Genomic DNA, 20,057 nt, shown 5'->3' with positions numbered 1-20,057 from the left:
GCACGGATCGCCCGCCGCACGGGGAAGGCCCCGGACCCCTCGCAGGGTCCGGGGCCTTCCCCGTGTCCGGGTCGCGGACCGCCCGGGCGGGCCCGTGCGCCGCGCTGGTCAGGACCCGGCGTCAGGACCCGTAGAACAGCCGCTCGAACACGGCGCGGGCCTGGCGGGTGGTGCGCAGGTAGTCCTGCTCGAGCCGCCCGGCCCCGCCGTGCTGGTAGCCGCACCAGCGGGCCACGGCCTCCAGGTCGGCGCGCTTGGCGGGCAGCACGTCGGAGGCCCGGCCGGTGCGCAGCACGTTGCCGTTGCGCACCGCCGTCGCGAGCCGCCACGCCGCCGCCAGCGCCGCGGCGTCCTCCGCGCTCACCAGTCCCTCCCGCTCGGCGGCGCGCAGGGCGGTCAGCGTGCCGGTCGTCCGCAGCCCCTCGACCCGGTGCCCGTGCTGTAGCTGCAGCGTCTGGACCAGCCACTCGACGTCGGAGAGCCCGCCCCGGCCGAGCTTGAGGTGGCGGGAGGGGTCGGCGCCGCGGGGCATCCGCTCGTTCTCCACGCGGGCCTTCATCCGCCGGATGTCCAGCAGCTGCTGCTCGGTGAACCGGGCCGGGTAGCGGTAGGGGTCGACCACCCGGCGGAACGCCTCGGCGAGCTCGTCGCTGCCGGCGATGGGCAGGGCCCGGGTCAGCGCCTGGAACTCCCAGGTCTGGGCCCACCGGGCGTAGTACTCGGCGTAGGCCTCCACGGAGCGCACCATGGGCCCCTGCTTGCCCTCCGGGCGCAGGTCGTTGTCGATCTCCAGGACCCGCTCGGCCACGATGGGCGGGGTGCAGGGGGCCTTGAGCAGCTGCACCGTGCGCTGCAGCAGCGTCTCCGCCTGGGCTCGCGCCGCGCCGGGCTCGGCGCCGTCCACGGGCGCGTAGACGTACACGACGTCCGCGTCCGACCCGTAGCCGATCTCCCGCCCGCCCTGCCGGCCCATGGCCACGACGAGGACGTCGGCCAGCCGGCCCCAGCGGCCGTAGACCTCCCGCTCGGCCACGTGCAGGGCCCCGAGGATGCAGGCCCGGTCGATGTCGGACAGCGCGGCGGCGACGTCCTCGACGTCGAGCAGCCCGGAGGTGTCCGCGAGCGCGACGCGCAGCTCCTCGCGGCGGCGGATCAGCCGGATCATCCGCACGGCCTCGCCGGAGTCCGGGTGGCGGGCCATCTGCGAGCGGATCTCGCTCCACAGGGTCTCGAACGCCACGGGGCACAGGTCGTCGTCGTGGCCGAGCCACGCGACGGCCTCCGGGGCGGTCTCCAGCAGGTCGGTGACGTAGCGGGAGCTCGAGAGGATGTGGCACAGCCGCTCGGCGGCGGCGTTGGAGTCCCGCAGCAGGCGCAGGAACCACGGGGTCGTGCCCAGCGACTCCGAGAGCCGACGGAAACCCAGCAGCCCGGCGTCGGCGTCGACCCCGTCCGCGAACCAGGACAGCAGCACGGGCAGCAGCGTGCGCAGGATCTCGGCGCGCCGGCTCACCCCGCGGGTGAGCGCCTCGATGTGGCGCACGGCGGCCTTCGGGTCCCGGTAGCCGAGGGCGGCCAGGCGGTCCCGCACGGACTCGGGCGAGAGCTGCGTGCCCGTCTCGGGCAGGTGGGCGAGGGCCGCCAGCAGGGGCCGGTAGAAGATCCGCTCGTGCATGCCGCGGACGTCCCGCTTGACCCGGCGCCAGTCCTCGAGCAGCGACTCCGCGGACGGGCGGGCCGTGTCCGCGGCACCGCGCACGGAGCGGGCGATGACCGTCAGCTCCCGCTCCTCCCGGGGCATCAGGTGGGTGCGGCGCAGCCGGAACAGCTGGATCCGGTGCTCGAGCAGGCGCAGCCACCGGTAGTGGGCGTGGAACTGCTCGCTGTCGCGGCGGCCGATGTAGCCGCCCTCGGACAGGGCGGCCAGGGAGTCGGTCGTGGCCTGGGTCCGGACCCGCTCGTCGGTGCGCCCGTGCACGAGCTGGAGCAGCTGGACGGTGAACTCGACGTCGCGCAGCCCGCCGGGGCCGAGCTTGATCTGGCGCTCCTGCTCGGCGTCCGGGATGTTGTCCGTGACGCGGCGGCGCATGGCCTGCACCGACTCCACGAAGCCCTCTCGGGCGGCGCTGCGCCACACGAACGGGGCGATCGCCCGCTGGTACGCCGCGCCCAGCGCGGGGTCCCCCGCGATGGGGCGGGCCTTGAGCAGGGCCTGGAACTCCCAGGACTCCGCCCAGCGCTCGTAGTAGCGCACGTGGGAGTCCAGGGTCCGCACGAGCGGGCCGTCCTTGCCCTCGGGCCGCAGGTTCGCGTCGAGCTCCCACAGCGGGGGCTCGCTCCCGCGCGCCATGATCGCCCGGGCGGTGCCCGTGGCCAGGGCCGTGGCGATGTTCGTCGCCTCGGTCGCGTCGAGGGGATCGGCGGGGTCGTCGTCGACCGCCATGACGTGGACGACGTCGACGTCCGAGATGTAGTTGAGCTCCCGCGCGCCGCACTTGCCCATCCCGATCACGGCGAGCCGGACCCGGTCGACGAGCTCCGGGGCCCACGTGCCGCCCGCCTCGGCGCGGGCGACGGCGAGCGCGGCGTCGACCGCCGCGGCCGCGAGGTCGGCGAGCTGCCGGCCCACCGCGGGCATGTAGTCCGCCGGGTAGAGCGCGCCGACGTCACGCAGCGCGATGCGGGTCAGCTCCCGGCGGTAGGCCACGCGCAGGGCGCTGTGGGCGTCGTCGCCGGAGCCGCCGGCCACGGGGGTGCGGGCGGCGGGGTCCGCGCCCACGGCGGCCAGCAGGTGGGCGCGGAACTCCTCCGCCGGGATCTCCCCGGGCTCGGCCGCCGCGGGCTCGGCGAGCAGGTCCAGCTGCTCGGGCCGGCGGAGCAGGAACTCCCCCAGGGCCTCGGAGGCGCCCAGCAGCCGGAAGACCGTCTCGGACGCCTCGGGGCCGGCGTTGATCCGGTCGGCGAGCTCGGGCACCCGCTCGAGCAGGCGCACGGTGAGCTGCAGGGCCACGTCGGGCGAGGCGGCGAGCGCGAGGCCCTGGAGCAGCCGCTCCCGGTCGACCCCGGCCAGCTCCGGGAAGCCGAGCCAGCGCTGGGCGTTGCGGGTGTCGGCGAAGCCCACCTTGATGAGCCGCCCGGAGGCGACGGCGTCGCCGGCTCCGGGCGACGTCGCGGGCTGGGGAGGGTGGGTCATGGCGCGGTCCGTCCGGGGATGTCGGGCACCGGGAGGGTGCACGGTGGGCGCGGGGCGGCGGGACCGCCCGCGGGCGGTCCCGCCGGGGCCTCAGAGGATGCCGAGGTTGCTCCTGAGCTCGAAGTGCGTGACGACGCGCCGGTACTCGTTCCAGTCGCGGCGCTTGTTGCGCAGGAAGTGGTCGAAGACCTGCTCCCCGAGCAGCTCGGCCATGAACTCCGACTCCTCGGTCTCCCGGATCGCGTCGTAAAGGCTCGAGGGCAGCGGGCTGTGGCCGAGGGCGCGGCGCTCGGCCGAGCTCATGGCGGCGACGTCGTCCATCTCCACGGGGGGCAGCTCGTAGCCGTTCTCGATGCCCTTCAGCCCCGCCGCCAGGATCGCGGCGTAGGAGAGGTAGGGGTTCGTGGCCGAGTCGATGCCGCGGTACTCGATCCGCGCGGACTGGACCTTGTCCGGCTTGGACAGGGGCACCCGCACGAGAGCGGAGCGGTTGTTGTGGCCCCACGAGAGGTAGGAGGGCGCCTCGCCCCCGCCCCACAGGCGCTTGTAGGAGTTGACGAACTGGTTGGTGACGGAGGTGAACTCCGGGGCGTGGCGCAGGATGCCCGCGATGAAGTGGCGGGCCGTGCGGGAGAGCCGGAACTCGGCCCCGGCCTCGAAGAACGCGTTGGTGTCCCCCTCGAACAGCGAGAAGTGCGTGTGCATCCCCGAGCCCGGGTGCTCCGTGAAGGGCTTGGGCATGAAGGTCGCGTAGAGGCCCTGGGAGAGGGCGACCTCCTTGATCACGGTGCGGAACGTCATGATGTTGTCCGCCGTCTGCAGGGCGTCGGCGTAGCGCAGGTCGATCTCGTTCTGCCCGGGGCCCGCCTCGTGGTGGGAGAACTCGACGGAGATCCCCACGGCCTCGAGCATGTTGACGGCCTTGCGGCGGAAGTCCTGGACGACCCCGCCCGGGACGTGGTCGAAGTAGCCCTCCTGGTCCACGGGGACGGGCTGGCCGTCGGCGTCGAGCTGGTCGGACTTCATGAGGTAGAACTCGATCTCGGGGGCGGTGTAGCAGGTGAAGCCCATGTCGGAGGCCTTGTCCAGCACGCGCCCGAGGACCCCGCGGGGGTCCGAGGCCGACGGCTCGCCGTCGGGCGTGAGGATGTTGCAGAACATCCGGGCCGTGGGCTCCGTCTCCCCGCGCCACGGCAGGATCTGGAACGTGGAGGGGTCCGGCTGGAGCAGCATGTCGGACTCGTAGACCCGCGAGAGGCCCTCGATGGACGAGCCGTCGAAGCCCAGGCCCTCCTCGAACGCGGCCTCCACCTCGGCGGGGGCCAGGGCCACCGACTTGAGGGCGCCGACGACGTCCGTGAACCACATGCGGACGAAGCGGACGTCGCGCTCCTCGATGGTCCTGAGGACGAACTCCTGCTGACGGTCCATGGTCTTCTTTCCTCGTCTTCCTGCTCCGCGCCGCCGGCGGCCCGCACGGGCGGCGTCGGCCGGGGGCGATCCCTGTCCCGCCCACTCTAACGCGCCTCCGGGGCCCGCCCGCGGGGGTGCCCCGGGCGCGCCCGCTAGGCTGGAGCCCATGACCCAGCAGTCCCAGGACACCCCCCGCCCGGAGGCGGGCGCCCTCGACGTGCGCCGGGTGCGCACGCACCACCTGCGGGAGGCGAAGCGCCGCGGCGAGAAGTTCACCATGCTCACGAGCTACGACGCCCTGACGGCGGCGATCTTCGACGCCGCCGGCGTCGACACCCTGCTCGTGGGCGACTCCGCGGGCAACAACGTCCTGGGCTACGCCACCACGCTGCCCGTCACCGTGGACGAGCTGCTGCCGCTGTGCCGTGCCGTGTCGGGCGCGGTGGAGCGCGCGTTCGTCGTCGTCGACCTGCCGTTCGGCTCCTACGAGGGCTCCCCCGAGCAGGCCGTGGCCACCGCGGTGCGCTTCCTCAAGGAGGGCGGGGCCCACGCGGTGAAGCTGGAGGGCGGGGCCTGGTTCGCCCCGCACGTGCGGGCCATGACGCAGGCCGGCGTGCCCGTCGTCGCGCACGTGGGCTTCACCCCGCAGAGCGAGCACGCCCTCGGCGGGTACCGCGTGCAGGGCCGCGGCGACGCGGCCCGGACCCTCCTGGAGGACGCGCGCGCCCTCCAGGACGCCGGGGCCTTCTGCGTGCTGATGGAGATGGTCCCGGCCGAGGCCGCCGCCGCGGTGGACGCCGCCCTGGAGGTGCCGACCGTGGGGATCGGCGCGGGGGCCGCCACCACGGGCCAGGTGCTCGTGTGGCAGGACATGCTGGGCCTGCGCCAGGGGCGGCTGCCCCGCTTCGTCCACCGGTACGCGGACCTGCACGGCGTGGTCTCGGAGGCCGTGGGCCGCTACGTCGAGGACGTGCGCACCGGCCGGTTCCCCGGCCCGGAGCACAGCTACTGACCCCGCGCCCACCGCGGCGCGGACGCGGGCCGGCCCCGCCGGGGACCGGCCCGGGGCGCTCAGTCCTCCCGGTAGGCCCGGTCCTCCTCGTCCCACTTCTTCGTGCGCTCCGCCGCGAGCCTGAGGGCGTTCTGCGCCTCCTCGCGCGTCGCGTAGGGGCCGAGCAGCTTGCGGTAGTCCGACTGGGCGCCCTCCTCGACCTCGTGGGTGTAGGTGTTGAACCAGAACTCGGCCATGCCGTCTCCTCTCCGTGACCGCCACCGGGCCGGTGGCGGCACCCGGGGCGTTAGGGTAGATCCTAGGCCCGGACCGGCTCCCCCGGGGCCGGGCGCATCCCGATCCAGGAGGTCCAGACCCCCGTGCCCTCGCACAACACCCCCGTCCCCGGCGCGACCGCCCCCGTCGGCACCCTCACCCCGGGGACCGTCAGCCCGGAGCTGACCGTTCCCCCGCGCATCGTGCGCCCCGAGTACGTCGGGCGCGCCGAGCCGGACGAGGGCCGGGGCGGCAACGTCTACACCCCCGAGGAGGTCGAGCTGATCCGCGCGGCCGGCACGATCGCCGCGCGCGCCATGCACGAGGCGGGCCGGGCCGCGGTCCCCGGCGCCACGACCGACCAGCTGGACCGGATCGCCCACGAGTACATGTGCGACCACGGGGCCTACCCCTCCACCCTCGGCTACCGGGGCTTCCCCAAGTCCGTGTGCACGTCCCTCAACGAGGTGATCTGCCACGGCATCCCCGACTCGACGGTCCTCGAGGACGGCGACATCCTCAACCTCGACGTCACCGCCTACAAGGACGGCTTCCACGGGGACACCAACCACATGTTCCTGGTGGGCGACGTCGACGAGGAGTCCCGCCTGCTCGTCGAGCGCACCCAGGAGGCCCTGCACCGGGCGGTCAGGGCCGTCCGCCCCGGCCGGGAGATCAACGTCATCGGCCGGGTCATCGAGAAGTACGCCCAGCGCTTCGGCTACGGGGTGGTCCGGGACTTCACCGGCCACGGCGTGGGCCGCGAGTTCCACTCGGGCCTGATCGTCCCCCACTACGACGCCGCCCCGTCCTACTCGACCGTCATGGTCCCCGGCATGGTGTTCACCATCGAGCCGATGCTGACCCTGGGCACGATCCAGTGGGAGCAGTGGGACGACGACTGGACGGTGACCACCCGGGACCGCCGCCGCAGCGCCCAGTTCGAGCACACGCTGGCGGTGACGGAGGACGGTGTGGACATCCTGACCCTGCCGTAGACTGCCGACTGATCACCCGCCCACGGCACCCCGAGAGGACCGCCCCATGACCACACCAGATCGCACCGTCGCGAACGTACCGAGCCGTCGCGTGATCGGCATCGACTTCGGTGGCACCGGCACCAAGGGCGGGATCGTGGACCTGGACACCGGCGAGCTCGTCGGGGAGCGCTTCCGCATCCCCACTCCCCAGCCCGCCACCCCGGAGGCCGTGGCCGGCGTCGTGGAGCAGATCGTCGCCGAGCTACAGTCCCGGCCGGAGGCCCCGGAGCCGGACTCCCCCGTGGGGATCGTCTTCCCCGCCATCATCAAGGACGGCGTCGCCCTGTCGGCCGCGAACATCGACAAGGCGTGGATCGGCACGGACGTCGACGCGCTGATGACCGAGCGGCTGGGCCGTCCGGTCGAGGCCCTCAACGACGCCGACGCCGCAGGCCTGGCCGAGGCGGTCTACGGCGCCGGGCGGGGCGTGAAGGGGCTGGTCATCGTGATCACCCTGGGCACCGGCATCGGCTCCGCGCTGATCCTCAACGGCCAGCTCGTGCCGAACGCGGAGCTCGGCCACCTGGAGATCGACGGCCACGACGCCGAGACCCGCGCCTCGGCGTCCGCGCGCGAGCGCGAGGAGCTGTCGTGGAAGAAATGGGCGACCAAGCGGCTGCAGCGCTACTTCAGCCACGTGGAGTTCCTCTTCTCCCCGAACCTGTTCATCGTGGGCGGCGGGGTCTCCAAGACCGCGGACAAGTTCCTGCCGTACCTCCAGCTGCGCACCCCGGTCGAGGTCGCCCGGCTGCGCAACAACGCCGGCATCGTCGGCGCGGCCCTGTGGGCCGGCATCCCGCACACGCCCGAGGGCTGAACCCCTCCTGCACGACGACGCCCGGGGGCCTCTGCACAGAGGGCCCCGGGCGTCGTCGTGCGGGAGGCGCCGTGGCCGGGGCCAGGAGCACCGGCACGAAAAAAACCCGCCGGAGGCCGCGGCTTCCCCTCCGCAGCCCCCGGCGGGGGTCTGTTGCGCTCCCCACTCTACGACCGCCACCGGCGGGCGGCAAGGGACACGCCGGGAAAATCCTCCGGGGAACCGGCGGGTCAGAGCAGCCGCGGCTGGGACACGCCCTCGAGGCCCTTGTTCCTCGGCCGGCGGCCCGAGCGCTTGCGCGCCCCGGAGCCCGGGGGCTCGACGGTGGCCGGGATCGTCTGCTGCCCCGTCTGCTCGGCCTGCTGGGCGCGCAGCAGGTCGATCGCGTCCTCGAAGTCGGACAGGCCGTCGAAGGCCTGGTAGACGCTCGCGAAGCGCAGGTAGGCGACCACGTCCAGGCGGCGCAGCGGGGCCAGGATCGCGAGCCCCACCTCGTGGGCCTCGATCTCGGCGGCGCCCATGGCCCGGATCGTCTCCTCGACCTCCTGGGCGAGCATCGCGAGGTCGTCCTCGCTCACGGGCCGGCCCTGGCAGGCCTTGCGGACGCCGTTGACGATCTTCTGCCGGTCGAAGGGCTCGGTCACGCCGGAGCGCTTGATCACCGAGATGGTCGTCGTCTCCAGGGTCGAGAAGCGGCGCCCGCACTCGGAGCACTGCCGGCGGCGGCGGATGGCCGTCCCGTCGTCCGTGGTGCGGCTGTCGACGACGCGGGAGTCGGCGTGGCGGCAGAAGGGGCAGTGCACGGCGCGGCTCAGCCCCCGGTGCGGATCGTGACGGCCCGCCCGTGCGCGGGCAGGTCCTCGGACTGCGCCACCGCCACGATGTCCGGGCCGATCGCGGCCAGCGCCTCCTGCGAGTACTCGACGAGCTGCACGGCCTTCATGAACGCCGTGGTGGACAGCCCCTGGGCGTGCACCGCGGTCCCGCCCGTGGGCAGGACGTGGTTGGACCCGGCGGCGTAGTCGCCCAGCGGGACGGGACTGTACGGGCCGAGGAAGATCGCCCCGGCGTTGCGCACCCGGGCGGCCACCGCCTGCGGGTCGGCGGTGTGGATCTCGAGGTGCTCGGCGGCGTAGGCGTCGGCCACGGCGATCGAGGCGTCGAGGTCGTCGGTGAGCACGATCCCGGACTGGGGCCCGGACAGGGCGGTCGCGATCCGCTGCCGGTGCTTGGCCGCGGGCACCTGCACGGCCAGCTCCGCCTCGACGCGCGCGGCGAGCCCGGGCGAGTGCGTGATCAGCACGGCGCCGGCGGCCGGGTCGTGCTCGGCCTGGGAGACGAGGTCCGCGGCGATGTAGGCGGGGTCGGCGGTGTCGTCGGCGAGGACGGCGATCTCCGTGGTCCCCGCCTCCGCGTCCACGCCCACGACCGAGCGCAGCAGGCGCTTGGCGGTCGCCACGTAGATGTTGCCGGGACCCGTGACGGTGTCCACGGGCTCGAGGACGTCGTCGCCGTCGGCGACCCCGTAGGCCATGGCGGCCAGCGACTGGGCGCCGCCGATCGCCCACACCTCGTCCACGCCGAGCAGCCCGGCGGCGGCGAGGATGGTGGGGTGCGGCAGCCCGCCGAACTCCTTCTGCGGCGGGGTGCACAGCACCACGGAGCCCACGCCGGCGGCCTGGGCGGGCACGACGTTCATCACGACGGAGGACGGGTAGACCGCGAGCCCGCCGGGCACGTAGAGCCCGGCCCGGCGCAGCGGCGTCCAGCGGTGGACGAGGACCGCGCCGGGGGCGACCTCCACGCGGGCGTCCGCGGGCCGCTGGGCCTGCGCGAACGCGCGGGTGCGCTCGATGGCGGTCTCCAGGCCCCTGCGCACGGCGGGGTCCAGGGCGTCGACGGCCCGGCGGATCCCGGCCGGGTCGACCCGCAGCCGGTCCTGCTCCACGCCGTCGAAGCGCTGGGCGTAGCGGCGCAGGGCGGCGGCGCCCTCCGTCCGGACGGCCTCGAGGATCTCGGCGACGGCCTGCTCGGCGGACGCGCGCGAGCCGGTGCTCTGCCGGGGCACGACCGAGCGCAGCTCGGACCACGACAGGTGCCGGCCGCGCAGGTCGATGGTCCGCAGGGCCGCTGTCGTGGTCGTCTCAGCTGTAGTCACGACATCCATGGTATTCCACCGGGCCGCCCGGGTGCGCTCGGCTCGTTGCGCTCGCCGCCCGGGTGCGCTAGACCTCCAGGCAGGTGGGCCCGAGCAGGACCTTAAGGTCCCCGAACAGGGCCGGCGAGGGGTTCACCCGCAGGTCCGGGCCCAGGCGCAGGACCTGCACCTTCTGCCGGGTCTCCAGGTGGATGCGGACCTCGGAGTCGCCGCGGTGGTTGCGCAGCACCGCCCCGATCTCCTTGACCGTCTCCTCGGTGGCCCGGAACTCGGGCAGCGCGATGAGCACGGGCCCGTTGTGCCCGTCGGCGGAGAGCTCCGGCACGGTCAGCTCCTGGGCGGAGATCGTCACGGACCCGTCGTCCCGGCGCTGCAGCCGTCCCTTGATCACGCAGATCAGGTCCTCGGCGAGCACCCCGGCGATCGGGGCGTAGGCCTTGCCGAAGAACATGATCTCGATGGACCCCGTCCGGTCCTCCAGCTCCACCCGGGCGTAGGCGTTGCCGGAGGTCTTGGCGATCCGCCGGGACAGGGACGTGATCATCCCCGCCACGGTGACCACCGCGCCGTCGGGCCGGCCGTCCTCGCCGAGCAGCGGCTGGATCGAGGTGTCGGCGTACTGGCCCAGCGCCTCGTCGAGCCCGCGCAGCGGGTGGTCGGAGACGTAGAGCCCGAGCATCTCGCGCTCGAAGGCGAGCAGGTCCTTGCGCTCCCACTCCGGGACGTCGGGCACCGCGACCGTCAGGGACGTGGTGGGGTCCTCGTCCATCCCCATCCCGCCGAAGAGGTCGAACTGACCGGCCGCCTCCTGGCGCTTGACGGCGACCGTGGCGTCGACCGCCTCCTCGTGGCACATCACGAGGCCCCGCCGGGTGTGCCCGAGCCGGTCGAAGGCGCCCGCCTTGACCATGGACTCGATCGTGCGCTTGTTGCACACCACCGCGGGGACCTTGGCGAGGAAGTCGTTGAAGGACGTGAACGCGCCCTTCTCCTCGCGGGCCTCGACCATGGCGGTGACGACGTTGGCGCCCACGTTGCGCACGGCGCCCATGCCGAACCGGATGTCGCTGCCCACCGGGGTGAAGTTCAGGGCGGACTCGTTGACGTCCGGGGGCAGCACGGTGATGCCCATCCGCCGGCACTCGTTGAGGTAGAGCGCGAGCTTGTCCTTGTCGTCGCCCACCGAGGTCAGCAGCGCGGCCATGTATTCGGCCGGGTAGTGCGCCTTGAGGTACGCCGTCCAGTAGGACACGAGCCCGTAGGCGGCGGTGTGGGCCTTGTTGAACGCGTAGTCCGAGAACGACTCCAGCACGTTCCACAGGGTCTGGCAGGCCTCGAGCGAGTAGCCGTTGCCCTGCATGCCCTCGAAGAAGACGGCCTGCTGCTTGTCCAGCTCCGACTTCTTCTTCTTGCCCATGGCCCGGCGCAGCAGGTCGGCCTGGCCCAGCGAGTAGTTCGCGAGCTTCTGCGCGGCGGCCATGACCTGCTCCTGGTAGACGATCAGGCCGTAGGTCGTGTCCAGGATCTCGGCGAGGGGTTCCTCGAGCTCGGGGTGGATCGGGGTGATCTCCTGCTGCCCGTTCTTGCGCAGCGCGTAGTTGGTGTGCGAGTTCACGCCCATGGGCCCCGGGCGGTACAGCGCGAGCACCGCGGAGATGTCCTCGAAGTTGTCGGGACGCATGAGCTTGAGCAGCTGGCGCATGGGCCCGCCGTCGAGCTGGAACACCCCGAGGGTGTCGCCGCGGGCGAGCAGCTCGTAGGAGTCCTTGTCGTCCAGGGCGAGGTTCTCGAGGTCCAGCTCGAAGCCGTCCTGGTTGAGCTGGATGTTCTCCAGGGCGTCGGAGATGATCGTGAGGTTGCGCAGCCCCAGGAAGTCCATCTTGATCAGCCCGAGCCCCTCGCACGTGGGGTAGTCGAACTGGGTGATGACCTGCCCGTCCTGCTCCCGGCGCATGATCGGGATGATGTCGATCAGCGGGTGCGAGGACATGATGACGCCGGCCGCGTGCACGCCCCACTGGCGCTTGAGGCCCTCCAGGCCCTCGGCGGTCTCGAAGATCTTCTTCGCCTCGGCGTCCTGGGCGAGGATCTCGCGCAGCTCCTCCGCCTCGCCGTGGCGCTTGGCGCCCGGGTCGTAGACGTCCTTGAGGGAGATGCCCTTGCCCATGACGTCCGGCGGCATCGCCTTGGTGAGCTTCTCGCCCATGGAGAAGGGGTAGCCGAGCACGCGCGAGGAGTCCTTCAGCGCCTGCTTGGCCTTGATGGTGCCGTAGGTGACGATCATGGCCACGCGCTCGTCGCCGTACTTCTCGGTGACGTAGCGGATCACCTCGGAGCGGCGGCGGTCGTCGAAGTCGACGTCGAAGTCGGGCATGGACACGCGCTCCGGGTTGAGGAAGCGCTCGAAGATCAGGCCGTGCTCGAGGGGGTTGAGCTCGGTGATGCGCATGGCGTACGCGACCATGGAGCCGGCCCCGGAGCCACGGCCCGGACCGACCCGGATGCCGTTGTTCTTGGCCCAGTTGATGAAGTCCGCGACCACCAGGAAGTACCCGGGGAAGCCCATCTGCAGGATGATCCCGATCTCGTAGTCGGCCTGCTTCTGCACCTCCTCGGGGATCCCGCCCGGGAAGCGGTGGTGCAGGCCCTGCTGGACCTCCTTGACGAACCAGGACTGCTCGTCCTCGCCCTCGGGCACCGGGAAGCGCGGCATGTAGTTGGCGGAGGTGTCGAACTCGACGGAGCAGCGCTCGGCGATCTCGAGGGTGTTGTCGCACGCCTCCGGGAAGTCGCGGAAGAGCTCCCGCATCTCGGCGGGGGACTTCAGGTAGAACTCGTCGGCGTCGAACTTGAACCGCTTGGGGTCCGCCAGGGTGGAGCCGGACTGCACGCACAGCAGCGCGGCGTGGGACTTGGCGTCCTCCGCGTGCGTGTAGTGCAGGTCGTTGGTGGCCACGAGCGGCAGGCCGAGGTCCTTGGCGAGCCTGAGCAGGTCGCTCGTGACGTTCTTCTCGATCGCGAGCCCGTGGTCCATCAGCTCGCAGTAGAAGTTCTCGGCCCCGAAGATGTCCCGGAACTCCGCGGCGGCCTCGCGGGCCTCCTGGTACTGGCCCAGGCGCAGCCGCGTCTGGACCTCCCCGGACGGGCACCCGGTGGTCGCGATGAGGCCCTTGCCGTACTGGTTGAGCAGCTCGCGGTCCATTCGCGGCTTGTACAGCTGGCCCTCGAGGGAGGCCAGGGACGAGGCGCGGAAGAGGTTCTGCATGCCCTCCGTGGACTGGGCGAGCAGGGTCATGTGGGTGTACGCGCCACCGCCGGAGACGTCGTCGCGCCCGCCGTCGGCGAACTTCACGCGCGAGCGGTCGGAGCGGGCGGTGCCGGGGGTGAGGTACGCCTCGACGCCGATGATCGGCTTGATCCCGGCGCTGCGGGCCTTGTTCCAGAAGTCGAAGGCGCCGAAGACGTAGCCGTGGTCGGTGGTGGCGAGGGACGTCATGCCCATCTCGTGGCACGCCTCGAAGAGGTCGTCGAGGCGCGCGGCACCGTCGAGCATCGAGTACTCGGTGTGCACGTGCAGGTGGGTGAAGCTCTTCTTGCCGGATGCCGTCGTCACCCGTCCAGTGTAGTGCTCCGCTCCGACGGCCCCGGCCGGGGCCCGGGCCCGCCGCTCAGGCGGGCCCGCCGTCCCGCAGGCTCTCCAGGGCGAAGGAGAGGTCCGGCGGGTAGGGGCTGTCGAACTCGACCGGCTCCCCCGTCCCCGGGTGCTCGAAGCCGAGGCGCTTGGCGTGCAGCCACTGCCGGGTCAGTCCCAGCCCGGCCGACAGCGCCGGGTCGGCGCCGTAGGTGAGGTCGCCGCAGCACGGGTGGCGCAGCGCGGAGAAGTGCACGCGGATCTGGTGGGTGCGCCCGGTCTCCAGGTGCACCTCCACGAGCGTGGCCCGGCCGAACGCCTCGAGCACCTCGTAGTGGGTGACGGCGTGGCGCCCGCCCTCGACCACCGCGAACCGCCAGTCGTAGCCGGGGTGGCGCCCGATCGGGGCGTCGATCGTGCCCCGCAGCGGGTCGGGCAGTCCCTGCACCACGGTGTGGTAGACCTTCGTGACCGTCCGCTCCTTGAAGGCGCGCTTGAGGGCCGTGTACGCCCGCTCCGTGCGCGCCACGACCATCAGCCCGGAGGTGCCGACGTCGAGGCGGTGCACCACGCCCTGGCGCTCGGGGGCCCCCGAGGTGCTCACGGCGACCCCGGCCCCGGCCAGGGCGCCCACCACGGTGGGGCCCTTCCAGCCCGGCGACGGGTGGGCGGCGACCCCCGGGGGCTTGTCGATGACGACGATGTCGTCGTCGAGGTGGACCACGCGGAAGTCGTCGACGAGCTGGGGGACGATCCGGCCCGGGTCCTCCGGGACGGGCACGTGCACGGTGAGGGTCTGGGAGGTCTCCACGCGGAAGGACTTGGCGACCGCCCGGCCGCGGTGCAGCACGCGCCCCTCCGCGCACAGCCCGGCGGCGGCGGAGCGGGAGAGCCCCGTCAGCGCGGCCACGGCGGCGTCGACGCGCTGGCCCTCGAGCTCGGGCGGGACGGTGAAGCGCTCCTCGGCGTGGGTGGGCTCAGGCACGGGTCCCCTCCTCCCCCGGCGCCGCGCCGAGCGCGCCTCCCGGGCCGGCACCGGGCCCGGAGCCGGTGCCCCGGCCCGGGCGGGTGCCGTCGAGCTCGCGGCCGAGCAGGGTGAGCAGCACGACGAGGCCGACCCCGGCGACGACCCCGCAGTCGGCGACGTTGAAGATGGCGAAGCGGGGCACCGCGATGAAGTCGACGACGTGGCCCACCCCGAAGCCGGGCTGCCGCAGGAGCCGGTCGGTGAGGTTGCCGAGCGCCCCGCCCAGCACGAGGCCCAGAGCCAGCGCCCACGGCGCGGAGCGCACGCGGAGCAGGGTGCGGACGATGACGACGGAGACGACCGCCATGACGAGGGTGAACACCCAGGTGATGCTCTCGCCCAGGGAGAACGCGGCGCCCGGGTTGCGGATGAACTGCCACCACAGCAGGCCGTCGACCACGGGGATCCGCCGCCCGGGCACCAGGGCGGAGACGACCCACCACTTGGTGAGCTGGTCGAGGGCGTAGACCAGCAGCGCGGCGACCGCGGCGAGCAGGAGGACGCCGCGGCGCGGCGCGGCCGTCGGGCTGGCGTCCGCGGGGACGTCGGGGTGCTGGCTCATGCTCTCCTCGGGATCGGCGGTCTCCGGGCGGGGCGACGGGCGTCGCGGCCCGGGGCGGGGCCCGCACGGCCCCGCTCCATGGTGCCACGTCCCCGGCGGAGGCGCCGGGGACGTGGCACGACGACGGAGGGACCGGCCCGTGGCCGGTCCCTCCGTCGTCGTGCCCGGGGCGGCCGGGCTCAGGCCTGCTCGACCGCGTCGGCGGGGCGGGCGCCGGCGGGCTCGAGCGACGGGGTCGTGTCGAGGTCCTGCAGCTGGTCCTGGATGAAGCCCCGCAGGTTCGTGCGGTAGTCGGCCTCGAAGGCGCGCAGCCCGGAGACGCGGGTCTCCAGCTCGGCCTGCTCCTCCTGCAGCACGGAGAGGGTCTCCTCGCGGGTGCGCCGGGCGTCGGCCACGAGCTCCTCGGCCCGGGTGCGGCCCTCGGCGATGAGCCGCTCGCGCTCGGCGGTGCCCTGCGAGACGTAGTCGTCGTGCAGCTTCTGGGCCATGGCGAGCACGCCGGCCGCGGACTGGGCGACGTCGACGGCCGGGGCGGCCCCGGTCGCCGCGGCGGGCTCGGCCGGTTCCGCGGGAGCCTCGGTGACGGTGACGGCGGAGGTCTGCGCAGGCTCGGCGGCGGTGGGCAGCCCCGGCTCCGACACCGGCGACGGCGCGGACTCCCGGGGCGCCACGGGCTGCCCGGCGGCCTCGAGCTGCTGCTTGAGGTCGGTGTTCTCCTGGTTCAGGCGGCGCAGCTCCACGACGATCTCGTCGAGGAAGTCGTCGACCTCGTCCTGGTCGTAGCCCTCACGGAACTTGGTGGGCTGGAAACGCTTGTTGATGACGTCTTCGGGGGTCAGGGCCATGGGGCATTCCTCCTTGTGCGGGGCTGGGGCGGGCGCGTCCGCGGGGTCGGCGGGGGTCCGGCCGACCGGGTCCGGGCGGCGCCGGGAGCGGGGCCGGGACCCGGCGGGCGGTCCGGCTACAGGGTACAGGGTGGGCCGTCGCGGCCCGGCTCAGATCAGCAGCTGGCCGACGATGCCCTGCAGGATGCTGATCGCGAAGATGAGGATGAGGAACCCCAGGTCCAGCGACACCCCGCCCAGGCGCAGCGGCGGCACGAGCCGGCGCAGCAGGCGCATGGGCGGGTCCGTGATGGTGTACACCGCCGACGCCGCGACGAGGGCGGCGCCGCGGGGCCGCCAGTTGCGGGCGAACATCTGGACCCAGTCGAGGACGAGGCGCGCCAGCAGGGCCACGTAGACGAGGTGCAGGGCGAGGTACAGCACGGAGAGCAGCAGTTCCATGGGGAGTCTCAGTCCTCCTGGTCGTCGTCGGCCTCGTCCGCCTCGTCGGCCGCGGAGGGGTGCCCGACGACCTCGACGTAGGACGGGGTGAGCAGGAAGACCTTGCCGGTCACCCGCTCGATGGATCCGTGCAGGGCGAAGACCAGCCCGGCGGAGAAGTCCACGAGCCGCTTGGCCTCCGCGTCGCCCATGTCGCTGACGTTCATGATCACGGGAGTGCCCTCCCGGAACGCCTCGCCGATGGACTTCGCGTCGTTGTAGGAGCGGGGGTGGACGGTGGTGATGGTGCGCAAGGTCGAGCTGTCCTCTCGAGAGCTGGAGAAGGCGCGCTTGATGGGGGTCACCGGCGCCCGGTACTCGGCCGAGCGGCGCGGTGCCGCCACGGCGGTGGACTCCTGGGCGCGCGCCTCGCGCGGCTCCTCGCGGATCGCGACAGCGGACTGGTGCTCCTGGCGGTCAGGCGTCGGCTCGTCGTAGTCCTCGTCCGTCTCGGCGAGGCCGAGATAGATCATGGTGCGGCGCAACGCTCCGGCCATGGTGCTCTCCTTGACTGTCTGTGCGGATATCGGCGGTGGGGGGAGGTCCGGGATCCTCGGCCGCCACGCGCCCGCAGGGATGCACGGAGCGCGGTACGGCCCTGGCCCGTCAGGGCCGTCCTCCAAGCTATCGTACGGGTGGTCGGGGGCCGAGGATATCGGAGCCGACGCGCACGTGGGTGGCTCCCCGGGCGACGGCTTCCTCCAGGTCGTGGCTCATTCCGGCGGACACCGCCGTGGCCCCCGGCAGGGACCGCTGCAGGAGCTGCGACAGTTCGTGCAGCCGGTCGAAGGCCGGGCCCGGCGGCGCGCCCAGGGGCGCGACGGCCATCACGCCGCCCGCGCGCAGGCCCTCCGTGGCGGCGATCCGCTCGGCGAGCGCGACGACGTCCTCGGGGCGGGCCCCGCCGCGGTGCTCCTCGGCGTCGAGGGAGACCTGGACCAGGCACGTCAGGTCCTCGGCCGCACACGGGCCCGGCGGCTCGTCCCCGGCGGCCGCGGCCTCCCGGTGGCGCAGCACGGCCCGGCCGAGGGCCGTCACCAGCGAGGCGCGGTCCACCGAGTGCACCCAGGAGGCGTAGCGGACCACCGACCTCGCCTTGTTGGACTGCAGCTGGCCGATGAAGTGCCAGGTCAGCGGGGCAGCGCCGAGCTCCCTCGCCTCCCGTGCCTTGGCGGTGGCCTCCTGGTCGCGGTTCTCGCCCACGTCGCGCACGCCCAGGCGGTGCAGCCGGGCGACGTCGGCCGCGGGGAAGAACTTCGTCACCGCGATCAGCGTGGGCTCGTCCGCCCGGGGGTCCTGGCCGGCCGCGGCGGTGGCGACCCGGGCGCGGACCCGGTCGAGGGCGTGCGCGAGCTCGCGGGTGCGCGGGTCCTCCCCCGCGTCCCGGCGGGCCGGGTCCGGCCCGGCGCTCACGCGGCGCCCTGCGCGGGGTCCGCGGGCGCGCTGCGCCAGACGAGGCCGGCGATGCGCCCGGAGCCCGGGTCCCGGCGGTGCGAGGACAGCCGCTCGTTCTCGCGCGTGCAGGAGGCCCCGGCCGGCCCGGCGACCGTGACCCCGAGGGCCTCGAGCCGGTCGCGGGCGCCCGCGGGCAGGTCGAGCGACGGGGTGCCCCAGGTGGTCGTGGCCGCCACCGCCGGGATCCGCCGCACGGACTCCTCCTGCATCGCGGCGGGCACCTCGTAGCACCCGCCGCAGATCGACGGCCCGATCCACGCCGCCAGCCCGTCGGCCCCGCGGGCCCGCAGCTGCTCGACGGTCCGCTCGAGCACGCCGTCCAGCAGCCCGCGCCGCCCGGCGTGCGCCACGGCGGTGACGGGCCCGTGCGGGCCGCGGCCGACCAGCACCACGGGCACGCAGTCGGCGACCATCACGGCCAGGGACGCACCGTCCGCCGAGACGGCGGCGTCCGCCGTGGGCACCGGGGGCAGGGCGGGGTCGTCGGCGTCGGCCACCGCGGTGCCGTGCACCTGGTCGAGGAAGAGCAGCGAGCCCGCCGGGACCCCCATGGCCCCCTCGAGGGCCCGGCGCCGGGTCCGCACCGCGCCGGCGTCGTCGCCCGTGTGCAGGGCCAGGTTGCCCGCCCCGCGGTCCGTGAACGCCACCCGCACGCCCTGCCCGACGTCCTCCTGCCACCAGAACACCTGGTCCTCCTGTCCCGCCTCGTCGGCGCTGCCTCGTCCTGCCGTGTCCCGTCCGCCGCCCGGCGGTTAACGCGCCCGGGGGCGGACGCGGTCGCCCGCGCCCGCCCCCGGGTCGGAGCTCACTTCAGGAAGTCGGGGAAGTCCAGGGAGTCCTTGCGCGCGGCGCCCACGCCCGAGCCGGTCTCGGCCTCGGCGGGCAGGTCCACGTCGAACCCGGCGTCGTCGGGGACGTCGTCGTTGCCGACCGGCTGCGCCCACTTCTGCTGGGCGGAGGGCTGGCCGAAGGCTGGGGCCCCACCGCGCTGCGGGGAGCGGCCCAGGCCGGCGGGCTGACCCGCGCCGGAGCCGAAGGCGGCACGGGTGGTCGCGGCCTGCTGGGCCGCGGCGTTGGTGTTGTTGGCGTTGGTCTCCGGGCTCACGGAGTCGAAGCCGGCGGCGATGACCGTCACGCGCGCCTGGTCGCCCAGGGCGTCGTCGATGACGGCGCCGAAGATGATGTTCGCCTCGGGGTGGGCGACCTCCTGGACCAGGCGGGCCGCCTCGTTGATCTCGAACAGGCCGAGGTCCGAGCCGCCCTGGATGGACAGCAGCACGCCGTGGGCGCCGTCGATGGACGCCTCCAGCAGCGGGGACGCGATCGCGAGCTCGGCCGCCTTCACGGCCCGGTCCTCGCCCTGCGCGGAGCCGATGCCCATGAGCGCGGAGCCGGCCCCCTGCATCACGGACTTGACGTCGGCGAAGTCGAGGTTGATCAGGCCCGGGGTGGTGATCAGGTCGGTGATGCCCTGGACACCGGAGAGCAGGACCTGGTCGGCGGACTTGAAGGCGTCGAGCATGGACACGTTGCGGTCCGAGATGGACAGCAGCCGGTCGTTGGGGATGACGATGAGGGTGTCGACCTCGTCGCGCAGCGTCTCGATGCCGTTCTCGGCCTGGTTGGAGCGGCGCCGGCCCTCGAAGGTGAACGGGCGGGTGACGACGCCGATGGTCAGGGCACCCAACGAGCGCGCGATGCGGGCGACCACGGGCGCCCCGCCGGTGCCGGTGCCGCCGCCCTCGCCGGCGGTCACGAACACCATGTCGGCCCCCTTGAGGACCTCCTCGATCTCCTCGTGGTGGTCCTCCGCCGCCTGGCGCCCGACGTCGGGGTTCGCGCCGGCGCCGAGACCCCGGGTGAGCTCGCGCCCGACGTCGAGCTTGACGTCGGCGTCGCTCATCAGCAGGGCCTGGGCGTCCGTGTTGATCGCGATGAACTCGACGCCGCGCAGCCCCTCCTCGATCATCCGGTTGACCGCGTTGACGCCGCCGCCGCCGATTCCGACGACCTTGATGACGGCCAAGTAGTTCTGGGGGGTGGAGGAGTCCATGGGTGCCTAACTCGAGAGGAAGTAGTCCCGGATCACGTGCCCGACCTCAACCCTCGATCGAAGGTCGAACATCAGGCCGTCAGCTGTTCCCCGGGGAGGTTCGATGTCGGGGTCAA

17 protein-coding genes are annotated in these 20,057 nt (G+C 73.5%); 3 read left to right on the top strand and 14 right to left on the bottom strand.

All coding sequences use genetic code 11. The annotated features are described in order from the left end of the window. Positions 1–121: 121 nt before the first annotated feature. Both ACYSMR_RS14730 and glnA read right to left on the bottom strand, forming a co-directional pair. Positions 122–3,193, bottom strand: a complete 3,072-nt coding sequence (locus tag ACYSMR_RS14730) for a bifunctional [glutamine synthetase] adenylyltransferase/[glutamine synthetase]-adenylyl-L-tyrosine phosphorylase (protein ID WP_461746201.1) — start codon at positions 3,191–3,193, stop codon at positions 122–124. Between the two features lie 90 nt (positions 3,194–3,283). Continuing rightward, positions 3,284–4,624, bottom strand: a complete 1,341-nt coding sequence (gene glnA, locus ACYSMR_RS14725) for a type I glutamate--ammonia ligase (RefSeq protein ID WP_251333546.1) — start codon at positions 4,622–4,624, stop codon at positions 3,284–3,286. 148 nt (positions 4,625–4,772) lie between these two features. On the opposite strand from glnA, the gene panB reads away from it, so the two are divergent. Then, positions 4,773–5,618 (top strand): 3-methyl-2-oxobutanoate hydroxymethyltransferase, encoded by an 846-nt coding sequence (gene panB / locus ACYSMR_RS14720; protein WP_251333547.1) that lies wholly within the window; start codon positions 4,773–4,775, stop codon positions 5,616–5,618. Between the two features lie 59 nt (positions 5,619–5,677). On the opposite strand, the gene ACYSMR_RS14715 is transcribed toward panB, so the two are convergent. Continuing rightward, complete coding sequence (locus tag ACYSMR_RS14715; RefSeq protein WP_251333548.1) at positions 5,678–5,854, bottom strand: SPOR domain-containing protein; 177 nt, start codon at positions 5,852–5,854, stop codon at positions 5,678–5,680. 123 nt (positions 5,855–5,977) lie between these two features. Between ACYSMR_RS14715 and map the strand changes: the two genes are divergently transcribed. After that, positions 5,978–6,871 carry a type I methionyl aminopeptidase gene (map, locus tag ACYSMR_RS14710; RefSeq protein ID WP_251333549.1) on the top strand — a complete coding sequence of 298 codons (894 nt, stop codon included), beginning with the start codon at positions 5,978–5,980 and terminating at the stop codon, positions 6,869–6,871. Positions 6,872–6,917: 46 nt separating this feature from the next. Then, positions 6,918–7,730 carry a polyphosphate--glucose phosphotransferase gene (gene ppgK, locus ACYSMR_RS14705; RefSeq protein ID WP_251333550.1) on the top strand — a complete coding sequence of 271 codons (813 nt, stop codon included), beginning with the start codon at positions 6,918–6,920 and terminating at the stop codon, positions 7,728–7,730. A 230-nt stretch (positions 7,731–7,960) separates the two neighbouring features. Here ppgK and nrdR read toward each other — a convergent pair whose 3' ends face one another. The 11 genes from nrdR to ftsZ form a co-directional block, all read right to left on the bottom strand. Beyond that, a complete protein-coding gene (gene nrdR, locus ACYSMR_RS14700; RefSeq protein WP_251333551.1) occupies positions 7,961–8,533 on the bottom strand; it encodes a transcriptional regulator NrdR in 573 nt (190 codons plus the stop codon). Positions 8,534–8,541: 8 nt separating this feature from the next. Continuing rightward, positions 8,542–9,897: a histidinol dehydrogenase gene (hisD, locus tag ACYSMR_RS14695; RefSeq protein ID WP_461746197.1), complete on the bottom strand. Its 1,356-nt coding sequence runs from the start codon at positions 9,895–9,897 to the stop codon at positions 8,542–8,544. A gap of 58 nt (positions 9,898–9,955) precedes the next feature. Next, positions 9,956–13,501 carry a DNA polymerase III subunit alpha gene (gene dnaE / locus ACYSMR_RS14690; protein ID WP_251333553.1) on the bottom strand — a complete coding sequence of 1,182 codons (3,546 nt, stop codon included), beginning with the start codon at positions 13,499–13,501 and terminating at the stop codon, positions 9,956–9,958. 55 nt (positions 13,502–13,556) lie between these two features. Further along, positions 13,557–14,504 carry an RluA family pseudouridine synthase gene (locus ACYSMR_RS14685; protein ID WP_309125798.1) on the bottom strand — a complete coding sequence of 316 codons (948 nt, stop codon included), beginning with the start codon at positions 14,502–14,504 and terminating at the stop codon, positions 13,557–13,559. Continuing rightward, the gene (lspA, locus tag ACYSMR_RS14680; protein WP_461746194.1) at positions 14,497–15,108 is read right to left on the bottom strand and encodes a signal peptidase II; all 612 of its coding nucleotides are present in this window, start codon (positions 15,106–15,108) and stop codon (positions 14,497–14,499) included. The genes ACYSMR_RS14685 and lspA overlap by 8 nt, the downstream gene beginning before the upstream one ends. A 179-nt stretch (positions 15,109–15,287) precedes the next feature. After that, positions 15,288–15,953 carry a DivIVA domain-containing protein gene (locus ACYSMR_RS14675; RefSeq protein WP_309126176.1) on the bottom strand — a complete coding sequence of 222 codons (666 nt, stop codon included), beginning with the start codon at positions 15,951–15,953 and terminating at the stop codon, positions 15,288–15,290. Positions 15,954–16,103: 150 nt separating this feature from the next. Beyond that, on the bottom strand, positions 16,104–16,394 hold the full coding sequence (locus tag ACYSMR_RS14670) for a YggT family protein (RefSeq protein ID WP_251333556.1): 291 nt from the start codon (positions 16,392–16,394) through the stop codon (positions 16,104–16,106). An 8-nt stretch (positions 16,395–16,402) separates the two neighbouring features. Next, positions 16,403–16,930, bottom strand: coding sequence for a cell division protein SepF (locus ACYSMR_RS14665; protein WP_461746191.1), 528 nt, complete (start codon positions 16,928–16,930; stop codon positions 16,403–16,405). A gap of 127 nt (positions 16,931–17,057) precedes the next feature. Continuing rightward, on the bottom strand, positions 17,058–17,846 hold the full coding sequence (locus ACYSMR_RS14660) for a YggS family pyridoxal phosphate-dependent enzyme (RefSeq protein ID WP_461746189.1): 789 nt from the start codon (positions 17,844–17,846) through the stop codon (positions 17,058–17,060). Continuing rightward, the gene (locus tag ACYSMR_RS14655) at positions 17,843–18,574 is read right to left on the bottom strand and encodes a polyphenol oxidase family protein (RefSeq protein WP_461746187.1); all 732 of its coding nucleotides are present in this window, start codon (positions 18,572–18,574) and stop codon (positions 17,843–17,845) included. Before ACYSMR_RS14655 ends, ACYSMR_RS14660 begins: the two co-directional genes overlap by 4 nt. A gap of 119 nt (positions 18,575–18,693) precedes the next feature. Continuing rightward, positions 18,694–19,941: a cell division protein FtsZ gene (gene ftsZ / locus ACYSMR_RS14650; RefSeq protein WP_251333560.1), complete on the bottom strand. Its 1,248-nt coding sequence runs from the start codon at positions 19,939–19,941 to the stop codon at positions 18,694–18,696. Between the last annotated feature and the right edge of the window lie 116 nt (positions 19,942–20,057).

Source organism: Kocuria sp. U4B (assembly GCF_054875615.1).
Note: the sequence above shows the minus strand (reverse complement) of the source record. Positions and strands in the feature narration are given on the sequence as shown.